Genomic DNA, 22,942 nt, shown 5'->3' with positions numbered 1-22,942 from the left:
CGAAATGAATAATAGACCTTACATTATTATCTTTTCTACGATAAGTATTGACGGAAGGCTCGCATCTAAGACAGGTTATAGTGAACTGAGCTGTCCAATAGATAAACAAAGGCAACATCAGCTCAGAGCTGAGGTCGATGCGATTATGGTGGGGGGAAACACAGTGAGGGTAGATAACCCCTCCCTAACAGTGAAATACGCTAAGAAAAAGGACAAAGATCCTATAAGGGTAATAGTAAGTAAAAGTCTAAATCTAGATATATCACTTAAAATATTCTCTACTCCTCCGTTGACGCTGGTTTATACTAAAAGCGATAATAAGAGTAAGCAGGATGAGCTTGCAAAAAGAGGTGTAATAGTAAGGAGGTTCAATGAGTTAAGTGATGTATTCTCTGACCTTTATGAAAGCTTCAACGTGAGAAGATTGATGATTGAAGGGGGAGGTAATTTAATTTGGAGCATGATTCAAGAGAACATGTATGACGAAATTAGGGTTACAGTCTCACCAAGGATATTTGGCAATGGGGTGAGTCTAGCTCAAGGAGAAGGTTTTCAGGGAGATGAGTCACCTAGGTTAAGACTTGTAGACGCTAAGATATGCCAGTGCGGAGATGAAGTTCATTTAGTTTATAGTAAATTGAAATGACACACCAGTAAAGACGCAGAGAATGTAAAAATATTACAAAAGAATGAAAGCCTCGCCCTTTAGGGCGGGGAGGAAGTCAGTCTTGATATTAAGAAAAAGAGGATTTAACTTACAATTTGATTGAGAAAAGTAGTAACATTCTCTACTGAGGGCATGAAATTGTAAAAGTCTACAATAAATAATTTTAGACCATTTGTGGTAAACGCTTCACCTTCACTCAGATAGAAAGTGCCTTTGGAGTAATTGTAGGCAGTATAATAAGCTGTAGCGTTTGTTAGAAGAGGATTTATCATGGACATGGAAGTAGTTGAGTTATATGTAAATATCTCCAAGACAATCTGGTTAGTCCCATTAACTAAGTCATAAACCTCTAATTTACTGGCTGCGGTAAACAGAATACCGTTACCTGGGGTATTTGAGATTTGAGAAAGGGGTATAGAGGTCGTAGAGCCATTTAAGTATGTGATAACTATGGAGTTGTTAGATCTTTGAGCTACACCAGACTCATTCTTTTGTGTCATCCAGTTTCCTCCAAAGGAGTTATCCGCAGCAGCACTAAAATTAGGAGTGGATTTGAATACGGAATTAGTATTTAATAATATAGCTACCACACCAATTACAATTACTATAGCTACAACTGTCGCAATAACCCTGAACAGCGGAAATGGTCTCTTAGGTGATTCTGGTGCAGGTTGAGGTTGTAAAGGTGTTTGCTGCTCAGAAGCTGTTTCAGGAAAAGGATATCCGCATGCTACACAATATTTTGCATCGTCAGAGTTGGAGTAACCACATTTTTGACAATTTTTCAATCAATTTCGCCACTTAATATATTCAATATACATGTATAAAAATAAATCCTACACAATATATAGGAGGTAGTGAGTTCGTATTTTTATCTGAGTTACGTATAACATCCTAAATTTAACAATTATGTTATATTTAATTTCTGAAGTTTATATCAGGTCACTAAACATGAGCTAATAGATCAGGATAAACTATTAAATGAAGCCCATACAATCTATCTTTAAGAATGAGGTTAAAATTTTCATTGAGAGGTCGAGTAATGGTTCTCTTTGTCGCAATAATATTCTTCAAGGTTTTGGTTAACTTTCTATTCTTCATCAGACTTTATGACCTCTTATCCGGAGCCTTTGACCTAGGGTTGTTTATGCAGGAGTTTTACTCTACAATTTACGGGTGAAAAAATATTTTATGACTCAGTGAACTTCTTATCATTTGGTGCCTTAGCGGTTTAGCTATTCATCCCTATTTAATACTCTTCTTAGCTATACCGATCTACTATTTATTTCCTTCATGGTTAACTCTATCAATAATTCAAACTGTTGTAATATCATTATCTTCCATATATCTTTACAGGATAGTCAATATCGTTTTAGGAAATAATGGGAATTCAAGGCTTCCTTTGATTTTAACTATTTTATATCTATTCAACCCCTTGATAATTTCAGATTTGCTTTTTGACTTTCACGGTGAAGCTCTTTTCCCTCTATTTTATATAGGAAATAAGAAAGTGGAGAGGTAAGAGTCAGAGCTACTGTAAAGGCTACAAATTTCTTCCAATCTTTTTCTAGATAATAATACGACATAAGGTATAACAGCTGTACTAGATAGTATCCAACAGAAACAAAGCCATAATTTTTAGGTGAATATAATAAAGAGAATATAATCAAGGGATTAAGTAGGAAGATAATTGCTGAAACGAGTGACGTTGAGTCTCTTTTCAAAACAATCTAACCAATTCTGTAGACGTAAATAGATGAAATGAATAACGACATATAGCCGATTATAACAGGCACTAACAACTCAACTATCTCCTGGTTAGATTGAGCCAAGTTTACAGTGGTCATATTAACATAAGAAACTGATAGGTAATTTATATAATTCTTCTGCATCTTAGCCATAAAGAAAAGAGAGCTTAATATTATTACAAAAATACTTCAATGAAGTTAATTATGGAGCATTCAGGTTCGGCTTAATATTTTATGAATTACTTGATTATGTAAGGTTTCACTAGTGCAATCATCAAAGTTTTAGACTCATATATTAAGAATTCACTCAGAATTTGTAAAGTTAAGTATGTCGAATTAATCTTGGCGTATGTATGAATTACCCTTGTATTTAGTCTATCCTTTCTTTTTTCCTTATTTTTCTCTACATGATTTAGAGCGTTAATTTAGCCTTTAACTTATGTTTTAGAAATAACTAGGATTAAGGATAGATGAAATACATTGATAAAAGAATTACAAACCTCGCCTTTTAAGGCGGGGTAAGTTACTATAAAAATAAACCCAAATTTTTTAATCAATAAAAACAATTTTCCCCTTATGACGCTTCCTTCTGGTGAACTTCCTAAAGATGAGGAGCGGGAGCCGATTACTCCCGCAATACCAGAGGGAAGCGTCAGAACAGTCGTTATGAGGCTCTTCCCTAATGGGCATCAACAGAGGAAATTGAGCAAGTTGGCAGACTCATCTGCTAAGCTGTGGAATGAAGTAAACTACGAAAGAAGGCAACAATTCTTTCAAGAAAAGAAAGTTGACCTAAAGAACACGTGGAAAAAGTATTACGAGAAGTATAAGAAAGTTCTAGGAGTTAACACTCAAGCAGTACTACAGAAGAACAACGAAGCTTGGTCATCCTTCTTCTCGTTACTGAAACAGAAACCGCCATTCGTGGACCACGTTTCAGTGCCAGGCTATTGGAAAGAGGGAGGAAAGAGGAAGTTAATCCTAGTCATTAGGCAAGACCGCTATGAGGTTGATGAGGAAAAACACACTCTCTTTTTGAAGGATTGGAAAATTGAAATACCCTTTGAAGGTAGGTTAAGGTGGTTTGGTGCACAAGGTAGGCTAGAAATCCACATTGAAGGTAACAAGTTTTATGCCCACATTCCCGTTGACGTTGGTAGAATAACTGCAAAGAAGAGTGGTAAGCCAATGAAGGACTCTCTTATCATTCACGGCGAAAGAGAAAGGATTCAAGTTGAGAAGCCCAAAGGCGAGAAGGTAGCCTCAATTGACCTTGGTGTAAACATGTTGGCTACTGTTGTTGTTAATGATGGTACAATACTCTTTTACCGTGGTTCTCTCATTAAGAGCGATTACTTCTATTTTCAGAAGAAGATTGCCGAGCTTGACAAGTTGAGGAGTGAGGTTGAAAAGATTCAAGAAGGGAAAGCTAGGGAAGAAGTGTTGAGGGAAAGGAAAAGATTATTCGCAAAGTTGTACCGTAGGCTTCTTCATTATTACAGAACGTTAGCCTCTCACTTGGCTAAGTCCTTGTGGGATCTTGGTGTTTCAACGGTGTATTTGGGTTATCCTTACTTCATCTCTCAGGACAAGGGTAACAAGTTTACTGTGAACATATGGTCTTATGGTAAGTTGATAGACGCTGTAGTGAATAGGCTTTATGAATATGGTATAAAGACGTTTCTAGTTGTTGAGTATAATACGTCACGTTTCTGTGCTTATCATGGGGTTAAGGTTGATAGAAGGCCTAGGGGGGTGGTAAACTGTCCTTTTGGCCATAAGCTTCATAGTGACGTTAACGGAGCGTTGAACATTATGAAACTAGGCGTGAAGAAGATTATTGACGTGTTGAAAAAACCTCTTTCCTTTCTTGTTACGTCTAATGGAGTATCTCCCTTAAAGGGGAGTAACGCCTTAGACCCTAGCAGAATCCTCGCCCTTTAGGGCGGGGAGTGGGTCAGAAATCTCTGTTGCCTTTAAGCTTTAATTTTAGGTTTTTATGCCTGAAATGGGAGTGTGTTTATGACGAAGATTACCTTAAAACCTATTTATGTAATTTTTACTAAATAGAGAACCTGAAATTCATAAATGAGGAGTACTCACTCATAAGGCACAATAACCAAAGTATCTAATGCATTTTATTCGACTACTATACCAGCGATTACGGTGATCCCTATCCTCTCAGCTCTTCTCTTAATTCTTTTTTCTATTGAGTTAGCTACAAGAAATTTCTTTATTGGTTTTTTATATATAGAGCTTAATATTTTCTCCCTGATCTCTAATTGTTCTATTGCCCCTTCATCTGCATGATTCTTTATTTCGAATAGATAAATAACGCCGTTAGTTTCATAGAAGTCTATCTCATACTTCCTACCTTTATGAACTACCCCTTCAGTATCCTCAATAACGCCATGAGTTACTTTAGAGGAATCAATTCCGTGCAATTCTAATGCCTCCTTATACAAATTCATAATAGTCCTCTCGATGTAGTGACCGCTTCTAGAGGTGAATGCAGAGAAGGAGACATTCATTCTCTCAATTGCTTTCCATATTTTTGTATTTTCCTCTCTAATCCCCTTTATTTCGTTTTGTGTTGCTTGTATGCTTTCCCAGATTCTTTTGGTCTCTTCTCTTTGTTTTTCTATGCTTTCCCAGATTTTCTTGTTGTCTTCTTGTAGAGTCTTTATTTCGTTTTGTGTTGCTTGTATGCTTTCCCAGATTCTTTTGGTCTCTTCTCTTTGTTTTTCTATGCTTTCCCAGATTCTATTACTATTATTTACGAGTTCACTAATTTTCTTTTCTAATTCCTCAATTCTCTTAATTATTAATTCTTCCTTAACTCTCTCATAGAATCTGTTAAAAATCGCATCTAACAGTCTAGGATTATTAATAATCTTTTCTACTATAACATCAACGTCACTACTCATAAAATTAAATTCACGTCAAAGTTATTTAAACTTAAACATATGTGGTATCTCTTTATCAAATAAATCTCGTAAAAGTTCTTCATACTTATTTACTTTCCTAATGATTAGGCGAAGAAGCGACGCTTAACTGTTTATGAACAGTGGAAGTTCATAGTCTTAAATGAACTGTCATAGGTCATATTGCGTCATGGAACCTGATTTTTTAATAAGTATTTCAGACAGACAATTACTTTACTTTCAGTAATAATAAGACCTTCATTGTCAAATTTTACACAAATTCCCATCTGAAGAATTACATAGTTATAAATTTCAATACAACTTAATCAGATTAAGACTTATAATAGAGACTTTATTATAATCAAGACTGATGATGATTTTCGCTGGGCAGGGCAAGATTGGTGATTGAGCCCTGGATAACTGATTATGGCATTTCATATAAAATTCTCTAGAGACGCAAAGTGATATTCAATGAGTTTTTAGGAGAAGGTTTTATGAAATACTTAGCCACTAAACAAAGGTTCCGTTTAAATCAATATTAAAGTAATTTTCAACTTGGTTTATATCTCGTAACCATAAATATTCCTTTTAATTTAACGTAACTATTAAGGAAAACTGATAAAAATTAGTCTATTTAAAGGTAAAGATGGGCTTAGAGACCTAATAAGTGAATTACTGTGTATATGTCTGATTTAGAAGAAGCTAACTTAAACCTGAACTATACTAGGTTAATGTGAGAGAGGTTTTTCTCTGGAAACACTTAGCTAAACGTTTAATTCATCTCTAATTATGAAGCGTCTTTACTTACAGATCACTTTTTCCTTATAAATCAAGTCACAATCCACTTCATTAAGCCCTCTCCCTCATCTTTGCCGAAAATTTCCCAGTATCCGAAGGGTATTTCCACCTCTTTTAGTATAACACTCTTGACCACTATAGCCTTAAATCCTCTTTCGCCTCTTTCAAGTCTAATCATAGAGTGTACAGAATGGGAGCCAAATAATGATCCATTAACCTCTCTATCCATACTACTGAACAAGAATTTTCTGCCCTTAGTCTTTCTTATCCCTGCCACAATCTCTGTGTAGTTCTTACCGTGATGATAAGGGTTAATTAGTATAAACTCGTCTCCCATCTCCTCAATGGTTGGTCTAACATCCTCTACCTTAAATGCTCTTCTGATATAAATATCTCCGTCTCTCTGAAATATTCTCTTAAATCTCTCTATTAGTAAGGGATTTAGCCCTCCTCTTTCCCCTACTATGATCACTTTCACGGGAGAGGAGACGACTATTACCCTATGATAGAACTCATAGAGTAAATTGTGGTCTGTAGAGTAGAACTCAACTATCTCGTCTCTTTGTATTATCCTATCTAAGGTCGAGAATCCCGTTGAGAGCAGAGAGTATCACCTCATAACTTCTCTCTAAATAGTCTAGATAATAGAAGACATCTCTTCCTTTATAACCCTTCCTCGCGTCATAAAATCCCCTTACCCCCCTCACATAAGGTTTTCTCTTGACCCATAATACATAATCCTTTGGTTCTGCATGAGCAACCCGTTGTCTGTATCTCCTGTAAATAACGTCAATTTCACCTACATCAATCTGCTCACATGTGTCAGCTTTACCCGTTACCTCAACCACGTCCTCAAGAAATTCCTTAACAATGTTTGGCATATTTTTCCTGATTAACCCCTTAACCTTCATCTCTCCGTTCTCTAATTTTCCCAAATACCTCATTGGATATGGGGTTCCGTCTTTAGCATTAAATAGGATTACCCATTTCATTTTCTCTTCTTTCAGTTTTAACCCTGTAACTTGCTGTGTGTGGTCAATAAATTCCCTAATCCTATCTCCTCTAACTATCAATGAGTCTATAATTCCATGTAAAACCTCCAGCCCATGTTCCCCAGCTAAGTCTATTGTTCTCCTTAATGTCTTCCGTGCAAAATATGTAACTAACTCATAAGCCTCTATTTTACCAAATTTAGAGTTCCTATACCCTAGGTAACCGAATGAGGCAACAAGAATCCACTTTATCGCCTCTGCTCTCTCCTTATCGACTTTCTTTAACTCCTCTTTTCTATTAACTAACCACTCCAATGCTTCTGGCACTATTCCCTTCTCCTTTAGGCAAATCATATGACCTATTTCAGTCTCCACATCATTACACTTATCCACTGTCTCAGCAGATATATTGTATTTAACTATTAATGATGGATACATGGAGGAGAAATCAACTTGGTATACGTTATTATAACAACCTACTCTAGGAAAAATAACTAGCCCACCCTTATCCACAGCCTTTAATTCATCCAATGTTCTCATTTTTTCTACCCTTGGAACAACATTTGGTATGATGACCTTTCTCTGGAAAGCAATCCACGCCTCATTCGTAGTTAAGGCTTTACCTATTGTCGAATTCTCCAACTCCCTTATCAAAGTCTTACTCAGTAGAGACCACTCTATTAATCCCTTGATAGATACTGGTGCCTTCTTACTCCTTATCTTCACCGAGGCTTTAACCTTGTCACAGGCAATGCCGAAACACTCAGCCACATCAACTTTCAGGTCTAAATCATCTATCTTCCCCTCCTGTTCTTCCTCCCCATTGATGTTTGCAACATATCTCTTACCATAGGGCGATGGTCCATACCAGTCAATACTTGTAACTGTTGCAAAGGATACTTTTGGAAATTCCTCCGGGTGGAGCTCTATCCTAGCACTACTGTTACCCACCCTCTCTGCGCTACTCCTCTTTTCTTTTCCACTCTCCTCTACAGTGATCTTTCTAAATGGTAACGCATTTAGCCTATGTAAGACTTGCGACATAACAGTGGGTAACTCATTTACAGTCTTAACTCTCTTCTTTATGTAATAATACGCATTTATGTCAGTTAGCTCAAATCTGTATAGCCTTATCTGTCTGCCATCTAAGTCCCTCCATACTTCCTCATTATAATTTACCACTGAGGGGTGTTGGGCTATCATTTCAGGTCTATCAGTGATAACGTAAATAGGAAATGTTGTCCTCACTTTCACCTTTCTGAATCCATCTAAGACTAGGACTACACTGTTGTAAGATGGTAATGCATCAACGAGATATCCTTCCATTACAAGCACCTTCAGCTAACACAGAAATTACCGCAAGAAAGACAATCTCCTGTGGGTCTGTCACTTCATCGTATAAAGCACTCTGAAAATCCCTGACCCTCTTCGTAGCCTCTACTATCACCTCTCTGAAACACGGATAACCAATTCTCTCACTAAGTCTGAGGAGCTTTGCTAACTCTGCATCAACTGCTCTGGTAAATGATGGTTGCGTCCTACCCATATGATAATCTCTAGTACTAACCAAATAAGATTTTAGAGAGGTAATCGAAATTATTCTTTTAAACTTTTTGTATAATACTTAAAAAGTAATACGATCTAAATTACTATTAAGGTATTATCATTATAAAATATAAAAGCTTCTCTCCTTCAGTATATAGTTCTCCCTTCATTACTAGTTTTTCTCCCACTTTTTACCCAACTTCTCTAGGAACATAATTGCAGGCAGTGTAAAATTTATGAGACCGTCCACCGTGTAGTCTGCATGACCTGCATCGGGGACAACGTGAAACTCAAAACTCTTCCCAGCCTTATGTAGCTCTTGGACATACCTTATTACAGGACTGAGAAAGGTTCTACTATCGTTTTGTGAGTGTATAATACATACAGGAGCCTTAACGTTATTAACGTAAGTGATAGGAGATCTCTCTTTCATTAAGTCTAAATTCTTTCCATTGAAGAGTAACTCTATAAATCCTTTAAATGTAGAATCAGATAATTCATACATCTCGCTCCAATCCGCTACTGAGGCTCCTGCGACACCAAAATCCCATTTATCAGGTTCCCTTCCCAGTGCCAATAAGGTCATATAACCGCCGTAACTATAACCCATTATTCCCACTTTCTCGGCTATCTTTTTTTCTACAGTGTAATCCCTTACCTTAACCAGATCCATCAAATCGCCACCTCCTGGATCTCCAATATCCATTAAGTAAAACTTACTCCCATATCCAGTTGACCCTCTGAAGTTAGGTGCTACCACATGATATCCAAATAGAAGTAATGAGGAAATTATTGAATTCCACCTATCATCAATTTCTCCCCATGGTCCACCATGTACATACACTACTGCTGTGCTAGGAACTTTTCCCACTTTAGACTTTATAATGTATGTAGGGACTTCTACTTTATCATAACTCTGTATTTTCACATATTCCACCTGTCCCAGATCTATATGCTCTTCATTATCAACCACAACATCCTCCTTACCATCCTCCTTATCTACCCTGTATATTTTATGTGGTGAAACCAATGAAGAGTGTGAAAAGTAAATGTAATTATCAATTACTGTAGCTCCAGTCAGGGTTCCAGGAATAGTATTAATCATTTTACCATTCAAAAACAAATTTTCTCTTCCATCCCTCTTACTAATTATTAGCTTATCCTCAGGGTCATAAAATATCTCCACAGGCTTGTACTGATAGATATCTCTTTCCGGAAAATCCACTCTCTCATAAGTACTGGAAGTTAAATCATACGTATATATCCAGTAACTCTCACCAATGTTCTCATAGTCGCTTGCTAAGTAAACTTTATTCCCTTTTATCCGATACGGTTGATTTACACTACCCTGCTTAGGTGTTAAGATCTTCAGCTCTCCACTTAGGTCAGCAATGAAGAAATCTTGAGATCTAGGGTTAACTACTGATACGCCTGTTATATGGTTAGCTTCAATGTCTATCACAAACGAAAAAGGTGGAACGTTATTTAGTTTCTTTAGTTTTCCTTCCTCAATCACATAGAGATATGTCCCGTCTTCACTTGAGCCCACAAAAGCAACATTTTTATCATCATAAGCAAGACTCATTATCCTTACTCTTGGCGATGCTATTTCATACTCCTCCCCCTTTAAATTACAGGCATAGACTGCATGTTTTTCCTTCCCTTTCTCAATATCTCTGGCAAAAACTAAGAAATCAAGATGCGACTTGGGGGTAGATGTAGAGCTTATGGGCTCCTTTGTGAGTCTAACAACTCTTGTGCCGACTAGTGCTGAGATATTAGTTACACCTTGAGCTGTGGAGAAGAAGACTAAATTATCCCTGAGTTTTCCTAGCACATGGTATTCGGGTATCTTTATAAGTCTCTCTAGTCCTTTTATAATTTCTGTGTAATTCATGTTTTAATTAATTTTAAATAAATATATAAAATTGATTCCATTCCAAAATAGTCACGTTTTAACCTAATATTTTAGGTATCAGACATATAGTCTGTAAAAGAGTAGGATCGTGAAAACTAGGCTATTAAATTCCCTTAGTGTGCGTTGAGACTTAGCAACACATTATACGTGGAATGGACTGAGGTTTTAGGTAGACCTAATTGGATTGAAAAATAGTCAGTAGACGTCCATTGTGTACTCTATTCGGCTTTTCTTTTGGAATTTTGATGGTATGGTGGGTTTAAAAGTATACAGAGTAAGGAATGAGAGATAATTAAAGTTTCAAACATATTAAATTTCCTAATGTCTAAAATGTTAAGAACAATCTATTTATAATCCTTTAGCAATAATCTACAACATGAAAGATCCTGTAGAATTATCTAAAAAGTACGAGGGAAAAATTGAAATATATCCAAAGATTCCGATAACTTCGTATGATGACTTTTCCCTTATTTACACTCCTGGCGTAGCTGAGGTATCCAAGGCTATATATAAAGATCCTGAGAAGAGCTTTGAGCTGACAAGCAGATGGAATACAATTGCTGTAGTTACAGACGGTACTAGGGTATTGGGCTTAGGTAGGATTGGTCCCACAGCAGCAATGCCTGTTATGGAAGGAAAATCACTACTGTTCAAATATTTAGGCGGAGTGGATGCAATACCATTGCCAATAAACGTAAAGAGTGCTGATGAATTCATTTCAGTGGTTAAAGCACTAGAAACCTCATTTGGTGGTATAAACCTAGAGGATATAGAATCTCCAAAGTGTTTCTACATCCTTGAAAAGTTGCAATCAATGTTAGAAATACCCGTTTGGCATGATGACCAACAGGGCACAGCCGGTGCAATCTTAGCTGGGCTAATAAACGCGATGATACTGACAAATAAGGATCCAAAGGAAAGCAAAGTGGTATTATACGGTGCGGGGGCTTCAAATATAGCTACGGCTAGAATATTAGCTGAGTACGGTTTTAAGCTAGAGAACATGATAATGATAGACAGTAAGGGACCATTATACTCGACCAGGGAAGACATTGACCACTTAATGTTACATCATAGATGGAAATACGAGTTAGCTGTAAAGACAAATGGTTATGAGGTCAAGGAGATTAAAGACGCGTTCAGTGGGGCTGATGTAGTTATTTCGGCTTCAACTCCAGGTCCAAACGTTATAAAGAAAGAGTGGGTAAGCGTAATGAATAAGAACGCGATAGTCTTTGCTCTGGCAAATCCAATACCCGAGATCTTACCTCAAGATGCTAAAGAGGCAGGAGCAAAAATAGTAGCCACAGGCAGGAGTGATTTCCCAAATCAGGTGAATAACTCATTAATATTTCCAGCTGTGTTTAGGGGAGTCTTAGACAGTAGAGCCAAGAGTGTGACAGACAAAATGGTAATTTCAGCATCAGAAGCTTTGGCTGAGTTTGCAAGGAGAAAAGGTATCAATGAAAACTACATTATTCCAAGGATGGACGAATGGGAGGCTTACTATGAGGTAGCCTCTGCAATAGCAAGTAAAGCAGTGGAGTTGGGCTTAGCAAGAAATAACAAGAGTAGGGAGGAATTTAGGGAAATAGCGAAGCAGAGAATATTAAGGGCTAGGAAAATAATGGGTTTGGTGGTAACAATATGGTCAGCATAAGACTGGCTAAAAAAGAAGATACAAAAAACATTGTGGACTTCTTCAGCAGGATGTATAGGTTGAATAGTGAATTTGACCCCCTGTTGAATAATCCAGAGAATCTAGAGGAGAGAGTGTCAAAGAGTGTAGACAAGAGCCTTGAAAATCCAGACGAAATTATTGTAGTAGCTGAGGACAATGGTAAAATTGTCGGTACTGCAAGGGTTATAGTGCATGAGAGGAGCTTTTACTTCCCTGATAGGGAGGCAATAATAGAGGAGTTTTACGTTCATCCTGCATACAGGAGGCAAGGAGTGGGAAAGGATATAATTAGTTTCATTGAAGAGGAGTTAGAGAAGAGAGGAATCCAATTACTATCAGCTAATTTCCCTTCAAGAAACGTAATCGCGTCATCCTTCTACAAGAAAATGGGATTTAGAGAAATTCATTCTAAGTACGTAAAAAGAATATATTAGAAATAAATGTGGGAGATTAGGGAAGTCAAGAGAAAAATTTTTAGTTTATTGTTCTCCTGTTCAGAAATTTTTTTGAGAGGACTAATGCACTAGATCTTCGCTTAATAAGTTGGTTTAAACCAACTGTATATCCCTCCCTAGTACGTCTTTGGGTAGGTAGGCTGTTACTATCCAATTGGGAACATCAACTACTTCGCTCACCCTTAAATTCACAACTGCACTAGCTAACATATATGCCTCTACAGGTGTCATATATTTAGATAGTATGGATATAATCCCCCTTACTGCCTTTTTTGATGCGCTCCAAAGATCTCGATCTATACCCGGAAATGCGATATATTCACTAAACTCCATTTCCTTTACCCTTTTTGTAATAAACACAGGTTGACCGAGACCCACGTTTTTCAGTAGTCTGATCTTAATTGTAACCTCCATCGGACCTTCAATAGCAGTTCCACATACCTCTCCATCTCCTTGAGCTAGATGAGTATCACCCACCGAGAGTAACGCCCCATTAACGAATACCGGAAGGTAGAGTTTTGTGCCAATCGTCAGGTGCCTTATGTCCATATTTCCTCCATTTTCCCTTGGCGGGATAGTACTGAACTTTCCCCTTTGAGGTAAAGCTACACCTATTACTCCAGGGAATGGGTGTAATGGGACTGAAACCTCTAAATCACCAAATTTTGCATAAGCGTACTTATCATCTGCTTTCCATATTTTAAGGGCAGGACCTAAAACATCTATTGGAGAGGTGTACTGTTCATCAGCCAAAAACCCAAACCCAGGAAGTACTCCTGTCCACCCCCATCCCTTATTTCGGAAGTCCAGAAACTCTATCTCTAATGCGTCCCCAGGCTCAGCTCCTACGACCTCTATTGGTCCAGTGAGGGGGTGTATCCTAGAAAAATCTAATTTCAGTAAGTCCTGGACACTAGAGGACAGAGTCACTTGTCCGTCAGATGCCTCTTTAGTCTCTAACGTGATCACATCCCCATCAGAGACCTTAAGAACGGGTTGTAATGAGTTATCCCACTTATTGTGAGTTATCGCATGTATTGTGTACTGCATAGTACCTATATACTTTTATTAATAACATTAATAAATTCATTATTTCGATAATCCTTTTCCATTAAATGATGTGACAAGTTTTATAGGTGTGCGCATAAAGAAGTGGGGGGTGTGACTATCTACTAAAAAATTAAAGTTCACTTAGATATATAGGTTTATTGTTATGAATTTTGAGTTTTGTACTTAGGTCTCTGAACTTTCACATACCTGCGTAATAATATTAAGTCTATTAAAACCGTTATGAAGAAGGGTATATAGCATATAACGAGACTGTTAGAGAGTATTCCAGCTAAGTTATTAGATAGGCCAAAGCCTGTTACATACGCGTCAAAACTCATAGCCACTCTCCTGAAGTCCTCCTTTATTCTGACTTTTGAGCTCAGAAAGTATCCAATAGCCATCCCTCCTATGATTGCTGGAGAAGTCAGGGCGGAATAATAAATCACTGTTGGGGAAAATACTCCTAAGGCAAGATATGAGGTGAATGTTGTATAACTCTCTACCACTCTAAGTAATGCGATAGCAAATCTGAATTCGTCCTTACTTAAACCCTGATTGTTAACTATCAACGCTAGAGGCGGACCGCTTATTGTGGTTATTCCATAAAGACATCCGATTGGTAGGGTGATGATGGAGCCTAAATACTTCCACGATTTTAATGTAAAAGACTTTCTAAAACCGTAAGCCTGTAATAGAATTAAGGGAATCAAGATTACATATATCAATATTTTTAGCTGAGGACTTGTCCCTCCTAAGGTTTTAAGTATATAGGAACCTAGAATTGATCCCACGACCAGACCAGGACTGGCGAAGAGTACAAAAAAGATTATTTCTCTCTTAAGTGTGTGTTTCCTAGAATTTATTATAGCATTTGAAGAATTCTGAAAGAGCTCGATAAAGTTAAGTATAGGGGAAATTTGTTTAGGTGAGTAATCGATCAAGAGAATGGGTGTGGACACTGCAGAAAACCCATATCCTAAACCTCCTGTAGGTATAGACGCAATCAAGAATACTATTCCGAGAAATAAAGGGTCTAAATTTATCACCATTTTTATTATCAGTAAAGTTATTACTAGTCAATTGATTTAAATTATTGATATAAATGCAAAAAATGCATCTTTCGAAAGTTTTTAAAAGCCACTGATCTTAGCCCTGGAAAAGGGAGGGTGACGTTAAACTATTTTGTAATTTTATCAAGAGAATCTGTGAGGAATTCAAGTGTAATTGAATTTACGTGAATAGGGATGGTTATAGCTAACTTTTCTATTAGTCTAAACATAGTAGGTCTAAGTTCTTAAATATAATTCTAAAATCACATGTTTACACAGAGTACAACCAAAGAATTACGTCAAAAGCAAGGTACAGCCAGTTAATATATTCTATCGTCTTCTTTTGTTATCAAGAAGTTTTACCCTGTCTAAGCTTCATCATCTCCATGATTATCCTCTCCATGTCATTGAGCGGAGATGCCGGTAACCCACCTTTTAGCTCACTATAGGCTCTAGCCATATTTCCGATTATCCTCTCTTTTGACAGCCAAGAGTCATATTTCCCAAGGCTAACCTCCTTTGACGCTACTACTGGATCCTCAATACCTCGTTTCATTAGCTTTCTAGCCTCATCTCTCACAAATATTAGGTAATCTCTAGCCTCATAAAGGGGTTTTCTGTCATACACAATTCCTCCGTGTCCAGGTACGTAAACGTCAGCATCTAAACTAGCCAAATCTTCGAGAGTTTTAATGTAACCCTGTAAGTAACCCATTAAGGCGAAAGGTGTACATGGAGGAGAAAACAGAAGATCTCCCGTGAATACTACCTTTTCGTCAGGAAAGTAGATGAATAGATCACTTCTCGTGTGGGCAAATCCAGGATGAATTATCTTGAGCTCCCTATCCTTGTCCACCCATAGACTCATTTCACTTTCAACTGTTATGTCTTGGGGAGTATATTTCCAACCCGTGAAATCTACTTCCTTAAATACATGTTCATAGGGATTTACTCCACTTTTCATACCTTCTATAGTGGTCTGTCTACAATTTTTATGAGATATTGTTGTGGCACTAAACAGATGGTTAGTCCAAATGTGGTCTCCGTGTTCATGCGTATTTATTAAATACTTTACGGGTTTATCTCCTACTGTTTTCCTCATCTCTTCCTTAAATACCTTGGTGGGTTTTTCACTCGTTAAGGAATCAATAACTACTACGAAGTCCTTACCTACTATAAATCCTGCATTACTTAAAAACCAGTCGCCATTACCTTGTATAAATGCATAAGCATTATCGCTCACCCTTTCTAATTTATATTCAATCATAATTTATAGTATAAAATGACAATATTTATTATTTATTTAGACTTATTAATTTACTATGAAACTCGTTAGTTATTTAAGTCAAGGTAGGGTAAGGAGTGGTGTAGTTGTTGATGATAAATACATTGCTGATCTCAATAATTCATGCTACGAGTTCTACTTAGAGAGAGGAGAAGAGGAAATTTTTGTGGAGAGATTCTGCAATGCCCTAGTCCCATCTGATATGTTGGGTGTTATTCAAGCCGGAGAAAGGGCAATAGAATTGATTAGTAACTTGCTTGGCTGGGTTAGGAATAGAGAAGAGCTCCTGGTAAAGATCAATGAAGTTAGACTGAAGGCACCATTACAAAGGGCTAATACGGTTAGAGATTTCTTAGCTTTTAAAGGTCATGTTGAGGCGAGTTATAAAAGGAAAGGTCAACAAATTCCTGAAGAGTGGTTCAAGATTCCAATATATTACAAAGGTGACCCTGCTGTATTTTATGGTCACAAGGAGAATGTACCCTGGCCTTCTTACTCAAATGCACTGGATTTTGAACTGGAGATTGGAGCTATAGTCTACAGGAAAGGAGTAAATATTGAGAAGAGGAAGGCAAGAGACTATATTTTAGGCTATACTATCTTTAATGACTTCAGTGCTAGGGATATTCAGATGAGGGAAATGACATGTCTATTAGGTCCTGCGAAAGGGAAGGATTTTGCAAATGGTCTAGGACCGTGGATTGTAACTAAAGACGAAGTGGGCGAGATTAAGGGGCTTAGGGCATATGCCAGTGTTGATGGGGAGAAGTGGTGTGATACTAGGGCTGAAGATATGCAATGGAGCTTTGAGGAAATGATTTCATACGTATCTCAAGACGAGTACATTAGACCAGGAGATGTATTTGGGTCTGGGACCATATCTGGTTGTTGTGGGCTTGACAATGGAAGAGTGTTGAGACCTGGAAGTTTAGTCGAACTTTATGTAGAAAAAATAGGAATATTAGTTAACAGAGTAGTTAAATGATACTATATTTTCGCTTTTTTATTCTAGCTCAATTGTCGTGAATAATAGAATTACACGGTTTGAATAACAGATTTTTCTTGAAAAAACCAGATAATTTTGTATTAGCCTTTAATGTGGTTAGGTATTGTGAGTAATAAAAAAGCTCTATCGGTGTTTGAGGCATTTTCACTCTCGTTTGGTGGTCAGGCACCACTCACTTCCATCATCACGTTCGGTACTGTAGGACTTCAACTGGGAGGTTCCTTCTTGGTCCCAGCAACCATAATAGGAACGATACTAGTATTGGTTAACGGTTTAGTCATTTACAGCTTATCGATAAGATATCCTCAACAGGGAGGATATTTCACCTATGCCTTTTACTCCTTGACAGAGAGATTAGGATTACTTAGTGGTTGGATGTTCACTTTATACGCCTTTGCCTATGGTGGGACTCTATTGGCAGGATCAATATACATACTGTCGACTTATGTGAAATATCCTTTTTTAAGTGAGGATATTTTTACCATAATTATCATCCTAGTCTCTGCCTTCTTCATAGTGAGGGGGCTAGATCTCTCTGTGAAATATGCTGAGTTCATATCGTTAGCTGAAATCACTGCTATAATAGTAGCCTCTCTCATTTTGCTGATAAAAGCTAACTCGAGTTTCTCGCTAACTATCCCAGTTAATCCTTTCTTAGTCATTCTATACGCTATAGGCATGCCTATCGGTTACGAAAATCTTAATCCGATGTCAGGAGAGGTCAAAAATGCTAGAAGAGTTGTGGGTATAATTACAGTTGCCGTGATACTAGCTGGTGGGCTGTTATCTGCCCTCTTATTCTATGGCTCTTCACTTTATGGAAACAGTGATCTCCTGCAATTGATAAGGGACTCCTCGCCATTTATATTCATTTACCTTATTTTCTCGGCACTGAACGGAGGTGTTTTGGGTGGTATTGCTTATATAATAGCAATGTCAAGAGCTATGTTCTCTATGTCTCAAAACAATTTTATGCCCAGTTTCCTAGCCAAAAGTCGTGATAATAGACCATTTAACGCTGAAGTCTCTTCCCTTATAATTTATTCTATTCTCCTTATCATCTCCATACACTTTTTCGGTACATATTCAACTTTCCTATTCCTAGGTGGTCTTACAGTACTAAGCTATCTCTTAATTTCAGTCTCAGCCAGCTTTTCGCTAGTCAGGATATCTATCAAGAAAATAAGGAAAAGGAAAAAAGAGATCACATTAGGAGTATTGGCTAGTATTATGTCACTTGTTGTTTTAATATACGCTATCCAAGAGAATATCCCTGCAATAAATTACATATTCTTTAGTTGGATCATCATTGGATTCCTATATGCAGAAATATTAGAGATCTTAGGAAAATATAAGGAACCTGAAGAGGAACATTGATGAAAGACCTCGACAAAGAAGAAAACTCATCTTTTACAAATGCGAATAACTTTGAAGACTTAAGGTATGTGATCAAGTCTGTATCCTACAACATATAGTTTTATCATGACTAATGGCAATACAACTTATTTCAGGTTTATAAATGTTGATGTAAAAACTTTAAATCAGACAATATTAAAACAGCCTCATGGACATACTGATTATTGCCTTATTTGATATATCCCTTTTCATATTTATCGCTGAAGTAGTGAGATCTGCTTTAGCAAGATACGGCTTCCCCTATCTTATTGGCGAGCTGATAGCTGGAATACTTATAAGTCCTTACCTTTTAGGTTACATAATAAATGATTTGTTTGGATTTTCTATAATAGAGATAAATGAATACGTTATATTCCTTTCCGAGTTTGCAGTAATATTATTAATATTCGCAGCTGGTCTCGAACACGGATTAGCACCAATACGGTCAGCTGGCGTTTTAGGATTTTTAGGAGCCTTTTTTGGAGCTTTTTTGCCATTCATCTTAACGTTCTACATCTATACACCATCTTTCGGCTTTAACTCAGCGTTGATTTTAGGTGTGTCTATGGGTGCTACAAGCTTAGCTGCAGTAGCATCTATTCTTGATGAACTCAAGCTTAAAGGAAAAGGAGTAAACTTCCTGGTGTCAGCATCTGCAGTGGATGATATAGTTGACTTATTATTACTATCCACGGCAATAGCTGTTATTCAGAGTTCTTCAGTAAGCATAACCTCCTTAGGAATAACTGTCTCTAGTCTCGTAATTATCTGGATGGTTATATTAGCTGTCTCCGTATACATTATACCAAGAATACTAGACAGGTTAAGCGACAAATACATACAAGAGGCACCTTTAGTCATACTGTTCGGTCTGTCGTTAATTATGGTCTCTTTAGGATATTAGCCGATAATTTCAGCCTTTGTAGCTGGAATGTCAATAGCAAATAGTACAAAGAGTAACAAGATAAAGGAGATAAGTAATGTATTACTAAGTATCTTCGGTTCTCTTTTCTTTGTAGTTACTGGGGCGCAAGTGGATTTGAGGATGTTTAATATCAATGTCCTGTTACTCTCCTTAGAGCTCACCGGAATCTCCTCACTATTCAAATACTTAGGTGTATTTCCATTTGCCTACCTTTTCATTAAGAACTTGAAGACTGCTAATGCTGTTGCACTGGGAATGATCCCCAGGGGAGAAACAGGGCTTGTCGTAGCTACAATTGGATTATCTCTTAACGCATTAGATCAGGTGGAATTGCAGGGTATAATTTTCATGTCACTCTTTACGACTCTCATAGGTGCAGTAGCGTTTAACATAGTGGCAAGAAAGGGACATATGTCATGATAAGATTATTTTTTAGCCTGCATAAGACCACTCCTCAGTGGGACTTATTCTTCTCCTTGTCCTGCAGGACCCTCCATAATATCTTTCCAGAACCGCTTTTAGGCAATGAGTCCACAAACTCTACGATTCTAGGATACTCATAAGCACTCATATGCTCCTTACTCCAGTTTATAATGTCCTCCTCAGTAACTTTACCTCTAAACTCAGGTCTCAATACTACATAAGCCTTTACTTCCTCACCTACTCTAGGGTCAGGCGTCGATACTACGCATGCCTCCAATATTGCTGGATGTTGGTATAACTTGTTCTCTACCTTTGTAGGCCACACCTTAAAACCTGCTCTATTTATCATTCTTTTCACTCTATCAACAATAAAGAAATAACCCTCGTCATCCATGTAGCCTAGGTCTCCCGTTCTAAAATATTCAGTACCATTTATTATGATAAAGGATTTTCTAGTCTCTTCTTCTTTTCTCCAATAACCTTTAAAGAGACTAGGACATTTGACCACAATTTCTCCTTCCTTATTTGGTGGAAGGACTTCTCCAGATGAGGCATCCACAACTAAGGCATCCACACCGAAGTGAGGAATTCCTAAACACTGAAGTTTTGGTCTATGTGGTGGATTTACATGTATTTGAGACATAGTCTCTGTCAATCCATAACCCTCTACATAATCGAGTCCAGTTAGTTCCCTTAATTTCTTAGCAACAGCCTCAGGCATAGCAGCTCCACCTCCTCCTATCATCACTAATGAACTTAGATCCCTCTTCTCGATTCCGGGGGTTGAAAGTAGATCTATTACCATCGTGGATATATTAGTCCAATGAGTTACCTTATACTTCTCTATGGTGTCAAGAGCAGCTTCCCTGTCCCATATGGACATTAAAACTATAGTTCCCCCCACGTACATTGGAGTGTTGAGACTGTGAATAAACCCCGTAACATGGAAGAGAGGCAATGATGCAAGACCAATTGCGGAAGGTGTGACCATATTCCAGAAAGATGAGCCCACAACTGTTGGCCATATTGTTGAATGGGTATGAACACACCCCTTAGGAAACCCTGTAGTACCTGAGGTATAGGGTATAAGGGCTATGTCCTCATTAGTTACACTTACTTCCGGTAAAGGTCTGTTACTACTTATTGACTCCCTCCACTTTATCACATCACCTTGAATCTCAGGTTCCTTTAGCATTAGGGGATGAACCCTAATTTCAGGGGATGAGGGTAGGTAGTCTCTGAACATTCCGGAGATAATGCTCCTCACTTCAGTTCCCTGGATAGCCTTTGTAACTTTAGGTAATTGAGAGGAGAGAGTCACAACAGCCACTGAACCTGAATCCTTAAGAATATAGTTAAGCTCGTCTTCAGCTATTAATGGATTTATCGGAACTATTACAGCATTAGCCCTAAGTGTTCCAAAGTAAGCCATTATCCACTGGACAGAGTTAGGCATAAATATTGCCACTCTATCTCCCTTCTTTATGTTAAGCTCATTATACAAGAAGGAGGAAAATTTCAGTGTATCGCTCCACAATTTTTCATACTTTATCCTTGTTCCATAGTAAATTATTGCATCCTTATCAGGGTATCTGTTAGCTGAGACCTCTAATATATTGAACAGAGGAGCCTTAGGGTAATCTAAACTCTTTGGTAGTTTGGGAGGCCAATATTTAAACCAAGGTCTATCTTCTTTCATATCAAAATAAATTTAAGCAATAATAAATAATAAATATATCGATCAAGTAGAAAATTCTAAAACATTTAGAAAACATATCTTTACTCTACTATAAAGTAATTAAAAATGAAGGAGTATATCCTCCTTGTGTAAAAATACATTAGATTGGTCCTTCTTCAACTAGATATATTTACGATTTATAAGCAGTTCAGCCGTTAATATACCTCCGCCTGCAGCTCCCCTGACACTATTGTGTATTAAGGACACGAATCTTATGGCGTTATTATCTACCTGAGTTAATCTTCCAACTATTACAGACATCCCAGGAGGGTCTCCTAACCATCTATCAAAATACACTTGGGGTCTATTGTCTTGTTCAGTTAGTATTATAACCTTGTCAGGTGCAGTGGGCAATTTTAGGGCTTGTGGTTCACCAGAAAAATTAACTAAGGACTCTCTGATTTTTCCTAAGTCTACATTTTCCTTAAATGTTACATAAACGACTGCGTAATGTCCATGAATCGTTGGGACTCTATGAGTTGTAGTGGAGATATTAATGTTGGATTCGTCTAAAACACTTCTCCTCGTGGAATTCAGCACTTTCGTCATCTCTTTGACCATTTTGGCATCGTATTCGTTGCCTAATGGCAATATGTTGTCAATCACGTCTAAGGAAGCTACCCCTGGATAACCTGCACCAGATAGGGCTTGCATGGTGGTTATAAATACACTTTGAACTCTGAAGTTCTGGTAAATAGGAACTAAGGGAATTAGGACCCCCTGGGCTGTACATAATGGGGTAGTGACTATGAAACCTTCCCAATCTCTTCTCTTCTTTTGCTCTTCAATTAGATCTAAAGAATGAGGGTTAACCTCAGGTATAATTAATGGTATGTCAGGCTCTAATCTGTGATCTGGAGAATTGCTTATAACCTTGAAACCTAATTTTGCAAATTCGTCCTCCACCTGTGCTGCAGATCCAGCAGGTAGTGGAGAGAACACTAAATCTACGTCATCCATTTGTTTTGGATCTGTTGGTCTTATCTCCTGGTTTGCTATCTCTTTTGGTATTTGCCCTATGGTCTGCCATCTTACCACTTCACCATATGGTTTCCCCACGGAGCCTCTTCCAGCCAGGTAGGTGGGCTTTATGTAAGGATGGTTCGCTAACATTCTGACATACTCTATTCCTACTAATCCCGTGGACCCTAGTATTGCCGCCTTGTATACTCTTCTCATACTTTTCACTATACATGTTGGTGAACTTGGATATAAACTTTTTGAATAATATAAGTATAACAGTTTTATGAATGATTATTATTAATAATACAATGATAAATTTTACGTCATGAGGAAAGCCTCACCCTTTATGGCAGAGAGGAAGACAGTCTAACTCCTAATAA

General features: G+C 37.6%; 21 protein-coding genes and 1 pseudogene. 7 read left to right on the top strand and 15 right to left on the bottom strand.

Annotation, left to right across the window (positions count from 1 at the left end; translation table 11 throughout):
- Positions 1-4 precede the first annotated feature (4 nt).
- Positions 5-646 carry a 5-amino-6-(5-phosphoribosylamino)uracil reductase gene (locus SUSAZ_09905; GenBank protein ID AHC52179.1) on the top strand — a complete coding sequence of 214 codons (642 nt, stop codon included), beginning with the start codon at positions 5-7 and terminating at the stop codon, positions 644-646.
- 104 nt (positions 647-750) lie between these two features.
- Here the strand turns inward: SUSAZ_09905 and SUSAZ_09900 are convergent, their stop codons facing one another.
- From SUSAZ_09900 to SUSAZ_09890, 3 genes are all read right to left on the bottom strand, one after another.
- Positions 751-1,455: a hypothetical protein gene (locus SUSAZ_09900; protein ID AHC52635.1), complete on the bottom strand. Its 705-nt coding sequence runs from the start codon at positions 1,453-1,455 to the stop codon at positions 751-753.
- Positions 1,456-2,094: 639 nt separating this feature from the next.
- A complete protein-coding gene (locus SUSAZ_09895) occupies positions 2,095-2,391 on the bottom strand; it encodes a hypothetical protein (GenBank protein AHC52634.1) in 297 nt (98 codons plus the stop codon).
- Positions 2,392-2,397: 6 nt separating this feature from the next.
- On the bottom strand, positions 2,398-2,568 hold the full coding sequence (locus SUSAZ_09890) for a hypothetical protein (protein AHC52633.1): 171 nt from the start codon (positions 2,566-2,568) through the stop codon (positions 2,398-2,400).
- A 423-nt stretch (positions 2,569-2,991) separates the two neighbouring features.
- Here SUSAZ_09890 and SUSAZ_09885 point away from each other — a divergent pair, with 423 nt between their 5' ends.
- Entirely contained in the window at positions 2,992-4,359 is a 1,368-nt protein-coding gene (locus SUSAZ_09885) for a transposase (protein AHC52178.1), read from the top strand.
- Between the two features lie 194 nt (positions 4,360-4,553).
- On the opposite strand, the gene SUSAZ_09880 is transcribed toward SUSAZ_09885, so the two are convergent.
- The 5 genes from SUSAZ_09880 to SUSAZ_09860 all read right to left on the bottom strand — a co-directional run bounded on the left by SUSAZ_09880 (position 4,554) and on the right by SUSAZ_09860 (position 10,571).
- Positions 4,554-4,889: a hypothetical protein gene (locus SUSAZ_09880; protein ID AHC52177.1), complete on the bottom strand. Its 336-nt coding sequence runs from the start codon at positions 4,887-4,889 to the stop codon at positions 4,554-4,556.
- Positions 4,890-6,168: 1,279 nt separating this feature from the next.
- Positions 6,169-6,741 (bottom strand): hypothetical protein, encoded by a 573-nt coding sequence (locus SUSAZ_09875; protein AHC52176.1) that lies wholly within the window; start codon positions 6,739-6,741, stop codon positions 6,169-6,171.
- Positions 6,710-8,455 (bottom strand): DNA polymerase II, encoded by a 1,746-nt coding sequence (locus tag SUSAZ_09870; GenBank protein ID AHC52175.1) that lies wholly within the window; start codon positions 8,453-8,455, stop codon positions 6,710-6,712. The genes SUSAZ_09875 and SUSAZ_09870 overlap by 32 nt, the downstream gene beginning before the upstream one ends.
- Entirely contained in the window at positions 8,436-8,675 is a 240-nt protein-coding gene (locus SUSAZ_09865; GenBank protein ID AHC52174.1) for a DNA polymerase II, read from the bottom strand. Before SUSAZ_09865 ends, SUSAZ_09870 begins: the two co-directional genes overlap by 20 nt.
- Before the next feature lie 171 nt (positions 8,676-8,846).
- Positions 8,847-10,571: an acylaminoacyl-peptidase gene (locus SUSAZ_09860; protein AHC52173.1), complete on the bottom strand. Its 1,725-nt coding sequence runs from the start codon at positions 10,569-10,571 to the stop codon at positions 8,847-8,849.
- Between the two features lie 397 nt (positions 10,572-10,968).
- Between SUSAZ_09860 and SUSAZ_09855 the strand changes: the two genes are divergently transcribed.
- Positions 10,969-12,252 (top strand): malate dehydrogenase, encoded by a 1,284-nt coding sequence (locus SUSAZ_09855; GenBank protein AHC52172.1) that lies wholly within the window; start codon positions 10,969-10,971, stop codon positions 12,250-12,252.
- A complete protein-coding gene (locus SUSAZ_09850; protein AHC52171.1) occupies positions 12,240-12,707 on the top strand; it encodes an N-acetyltransferase GCN5 in 468 nt (155 codons plus the stop codon). The genes SUSAZ_09855 and SUSAZ_09850 overlap by 13 nt, the downstream gene beginning before the upstream one ends.
- Before the next feature lie 114 nt (positions 12,708-12,821).
- Here SUSAZ_09850 and SUSAZ_09845 read toward each other — a convergent pair whose 3' ends face one another.
- The 3 genes from SUSAZ_09845 to SUSAZ_09835 all read right to left on the bottom strand — a co-directional run bounded on the left by SUSAZ_09845 (position 12,822) and on the right by SUSAZ_09835 (position 16,097).
- Complete coding sequence (locus SUSAZ_09845; protein ID AHC52170.1) at positions 12,822-13,778, bottom strand: acetamidase; 957 nt, start codon at positions 13,776-13,778, stop codon at positions 12,822-12,824.
- A gap of 161 nt (positions 13,779-13,939) precedes the next feature.
- Positions 13,940-14,827 (bottom strand): hypothetical protein, encoded by an 888-nt coding sequence (locus SUSAZ_09840; GenBank protein ID AHC52169.1) that lies wholly within the window; start codon positions 14,825-14,827, stop codon positions 13,940-13,942.
- A gap of 349 nt (positions 14,828-15,176) precedes the next feature.
- Positions 15,177-16,097: a beta-lactamase gene (locus SUSAZ_09835; protein ID AHC52168.1), complete on the bottom strand. Its 921-nt coding sequence runs from the start codon at positions 16,095-16,097 to the stop codon at positions 15,177-15,179.
- Positions 16,098-16,149: 52 nt separating this feature from the next.
- Between SUSAZ_09835 and SUSAZ_09830 the strand changes: the two genes are divergently transcribed.
- Positions 16,150-17,097, top strand: a complete 948-nt coding sequence (locus SUSAZ_09830) for a 2-hydroxyhepta-2,4-diene-1,7-dioate isomerase (GenBank protein ID AHC52167.1) — start codon at positions 16,150-16,152, stop codon at positions 17,095-17,097.
- A gap of 464 nt (positions 17,098-17,561) precedes the next feature.
- Here the strand turns inward: SUSAZ_09830 and SUSAZ_09825 are convergent, their stop codons facing one another.
- Positions 17,562-17,798, bottom strand: a complete 237-nt coding sequence (locus tag SUSAZ_09825; protein ID AHC52632.1) for a hypothetical protein — start codon at positions 17,796-17,798, stop codon at positions 17,562-17,564.
- A 444-nt stretch (positions 17,799-18,242) separates the two neighbouring features.
- Positions 18,243-18,326, bottom strand: coding sequence for a hypothetical protein (locus SUSAZ_09820; protein ID AHC52166.1), 84 nt, complete (start codon positions 18,324-18,326; stop codon positions 18,243-18,245).
- A gap of 22 nt (positions 18,327-18,348) precedes the next feature.
- On the opposite strand from SUSAZ_09820, the gene SUSAZ_09815 reads away from it, so the two are divergent.
- Complete coding sequence (locus tag SUSAZ_09815; protein AHC52631.1) at positions 18,349-18,495, top strand: hypothetical protein; 147 nt, start codon at positions 18,349-18,351, stop codon at positions 18,493-18,495.
- A gap of 187 nt (positions 18,496-18,682) precedes the next feature.
- Positions 18,683-19,858: pseudogene (locus tag SUSAZ_09810) on the top strand (sodium:proton antiporter).
- 34 nt (positions 19,859-19,892) lie between these two features.
- Here SUSAZ_09810 and SUSAZ_09805 read toward each other — a convergent pair.
- A complete protein-coding gene (locus tag SUSAZ_09805) occupies positions 19,893-21,560 on the bottom strand; it encodes a long-chain fatty acid--CoA ligase (GenBank protein AHC52165.1) in 1,668 nt (555 codons plus the stop codon).
- 159 nt (positions 21,561-21,719) lie between these two features.
- Positions 21,720-22,778 (bottom strand): aspartate-semialdehyde dehydrogenase, encoded by a 1,059-nt coding sequence (locus SUSAZ_09800; GenBank protein ID AHC52164.1) that lies wholly within the window; start codon positions 22,776-22,778, stop codon positions 21,720-21,722.
- Between the last annotated feature and the right edge of the window lie 164 nt (positions 22,779-22,942).

The sequence above is a fragment of the Sulfolobus acidocaldarius SUSAZ genome, assembly GCA_000508305.1.
Taxonomy (GTDB): Archaea; Thermoproteota; Thermoprotei_A; order Sulfolobales; family Sulfolobaceae; genus Sulfolobus; species Sulfolobus acidocaldarius_A.
The sequence above is the reverse complement of the archived record's forward strand: the minus strand, read 5'-3'. Positions and strand labels throughout refer to the sequence as shown.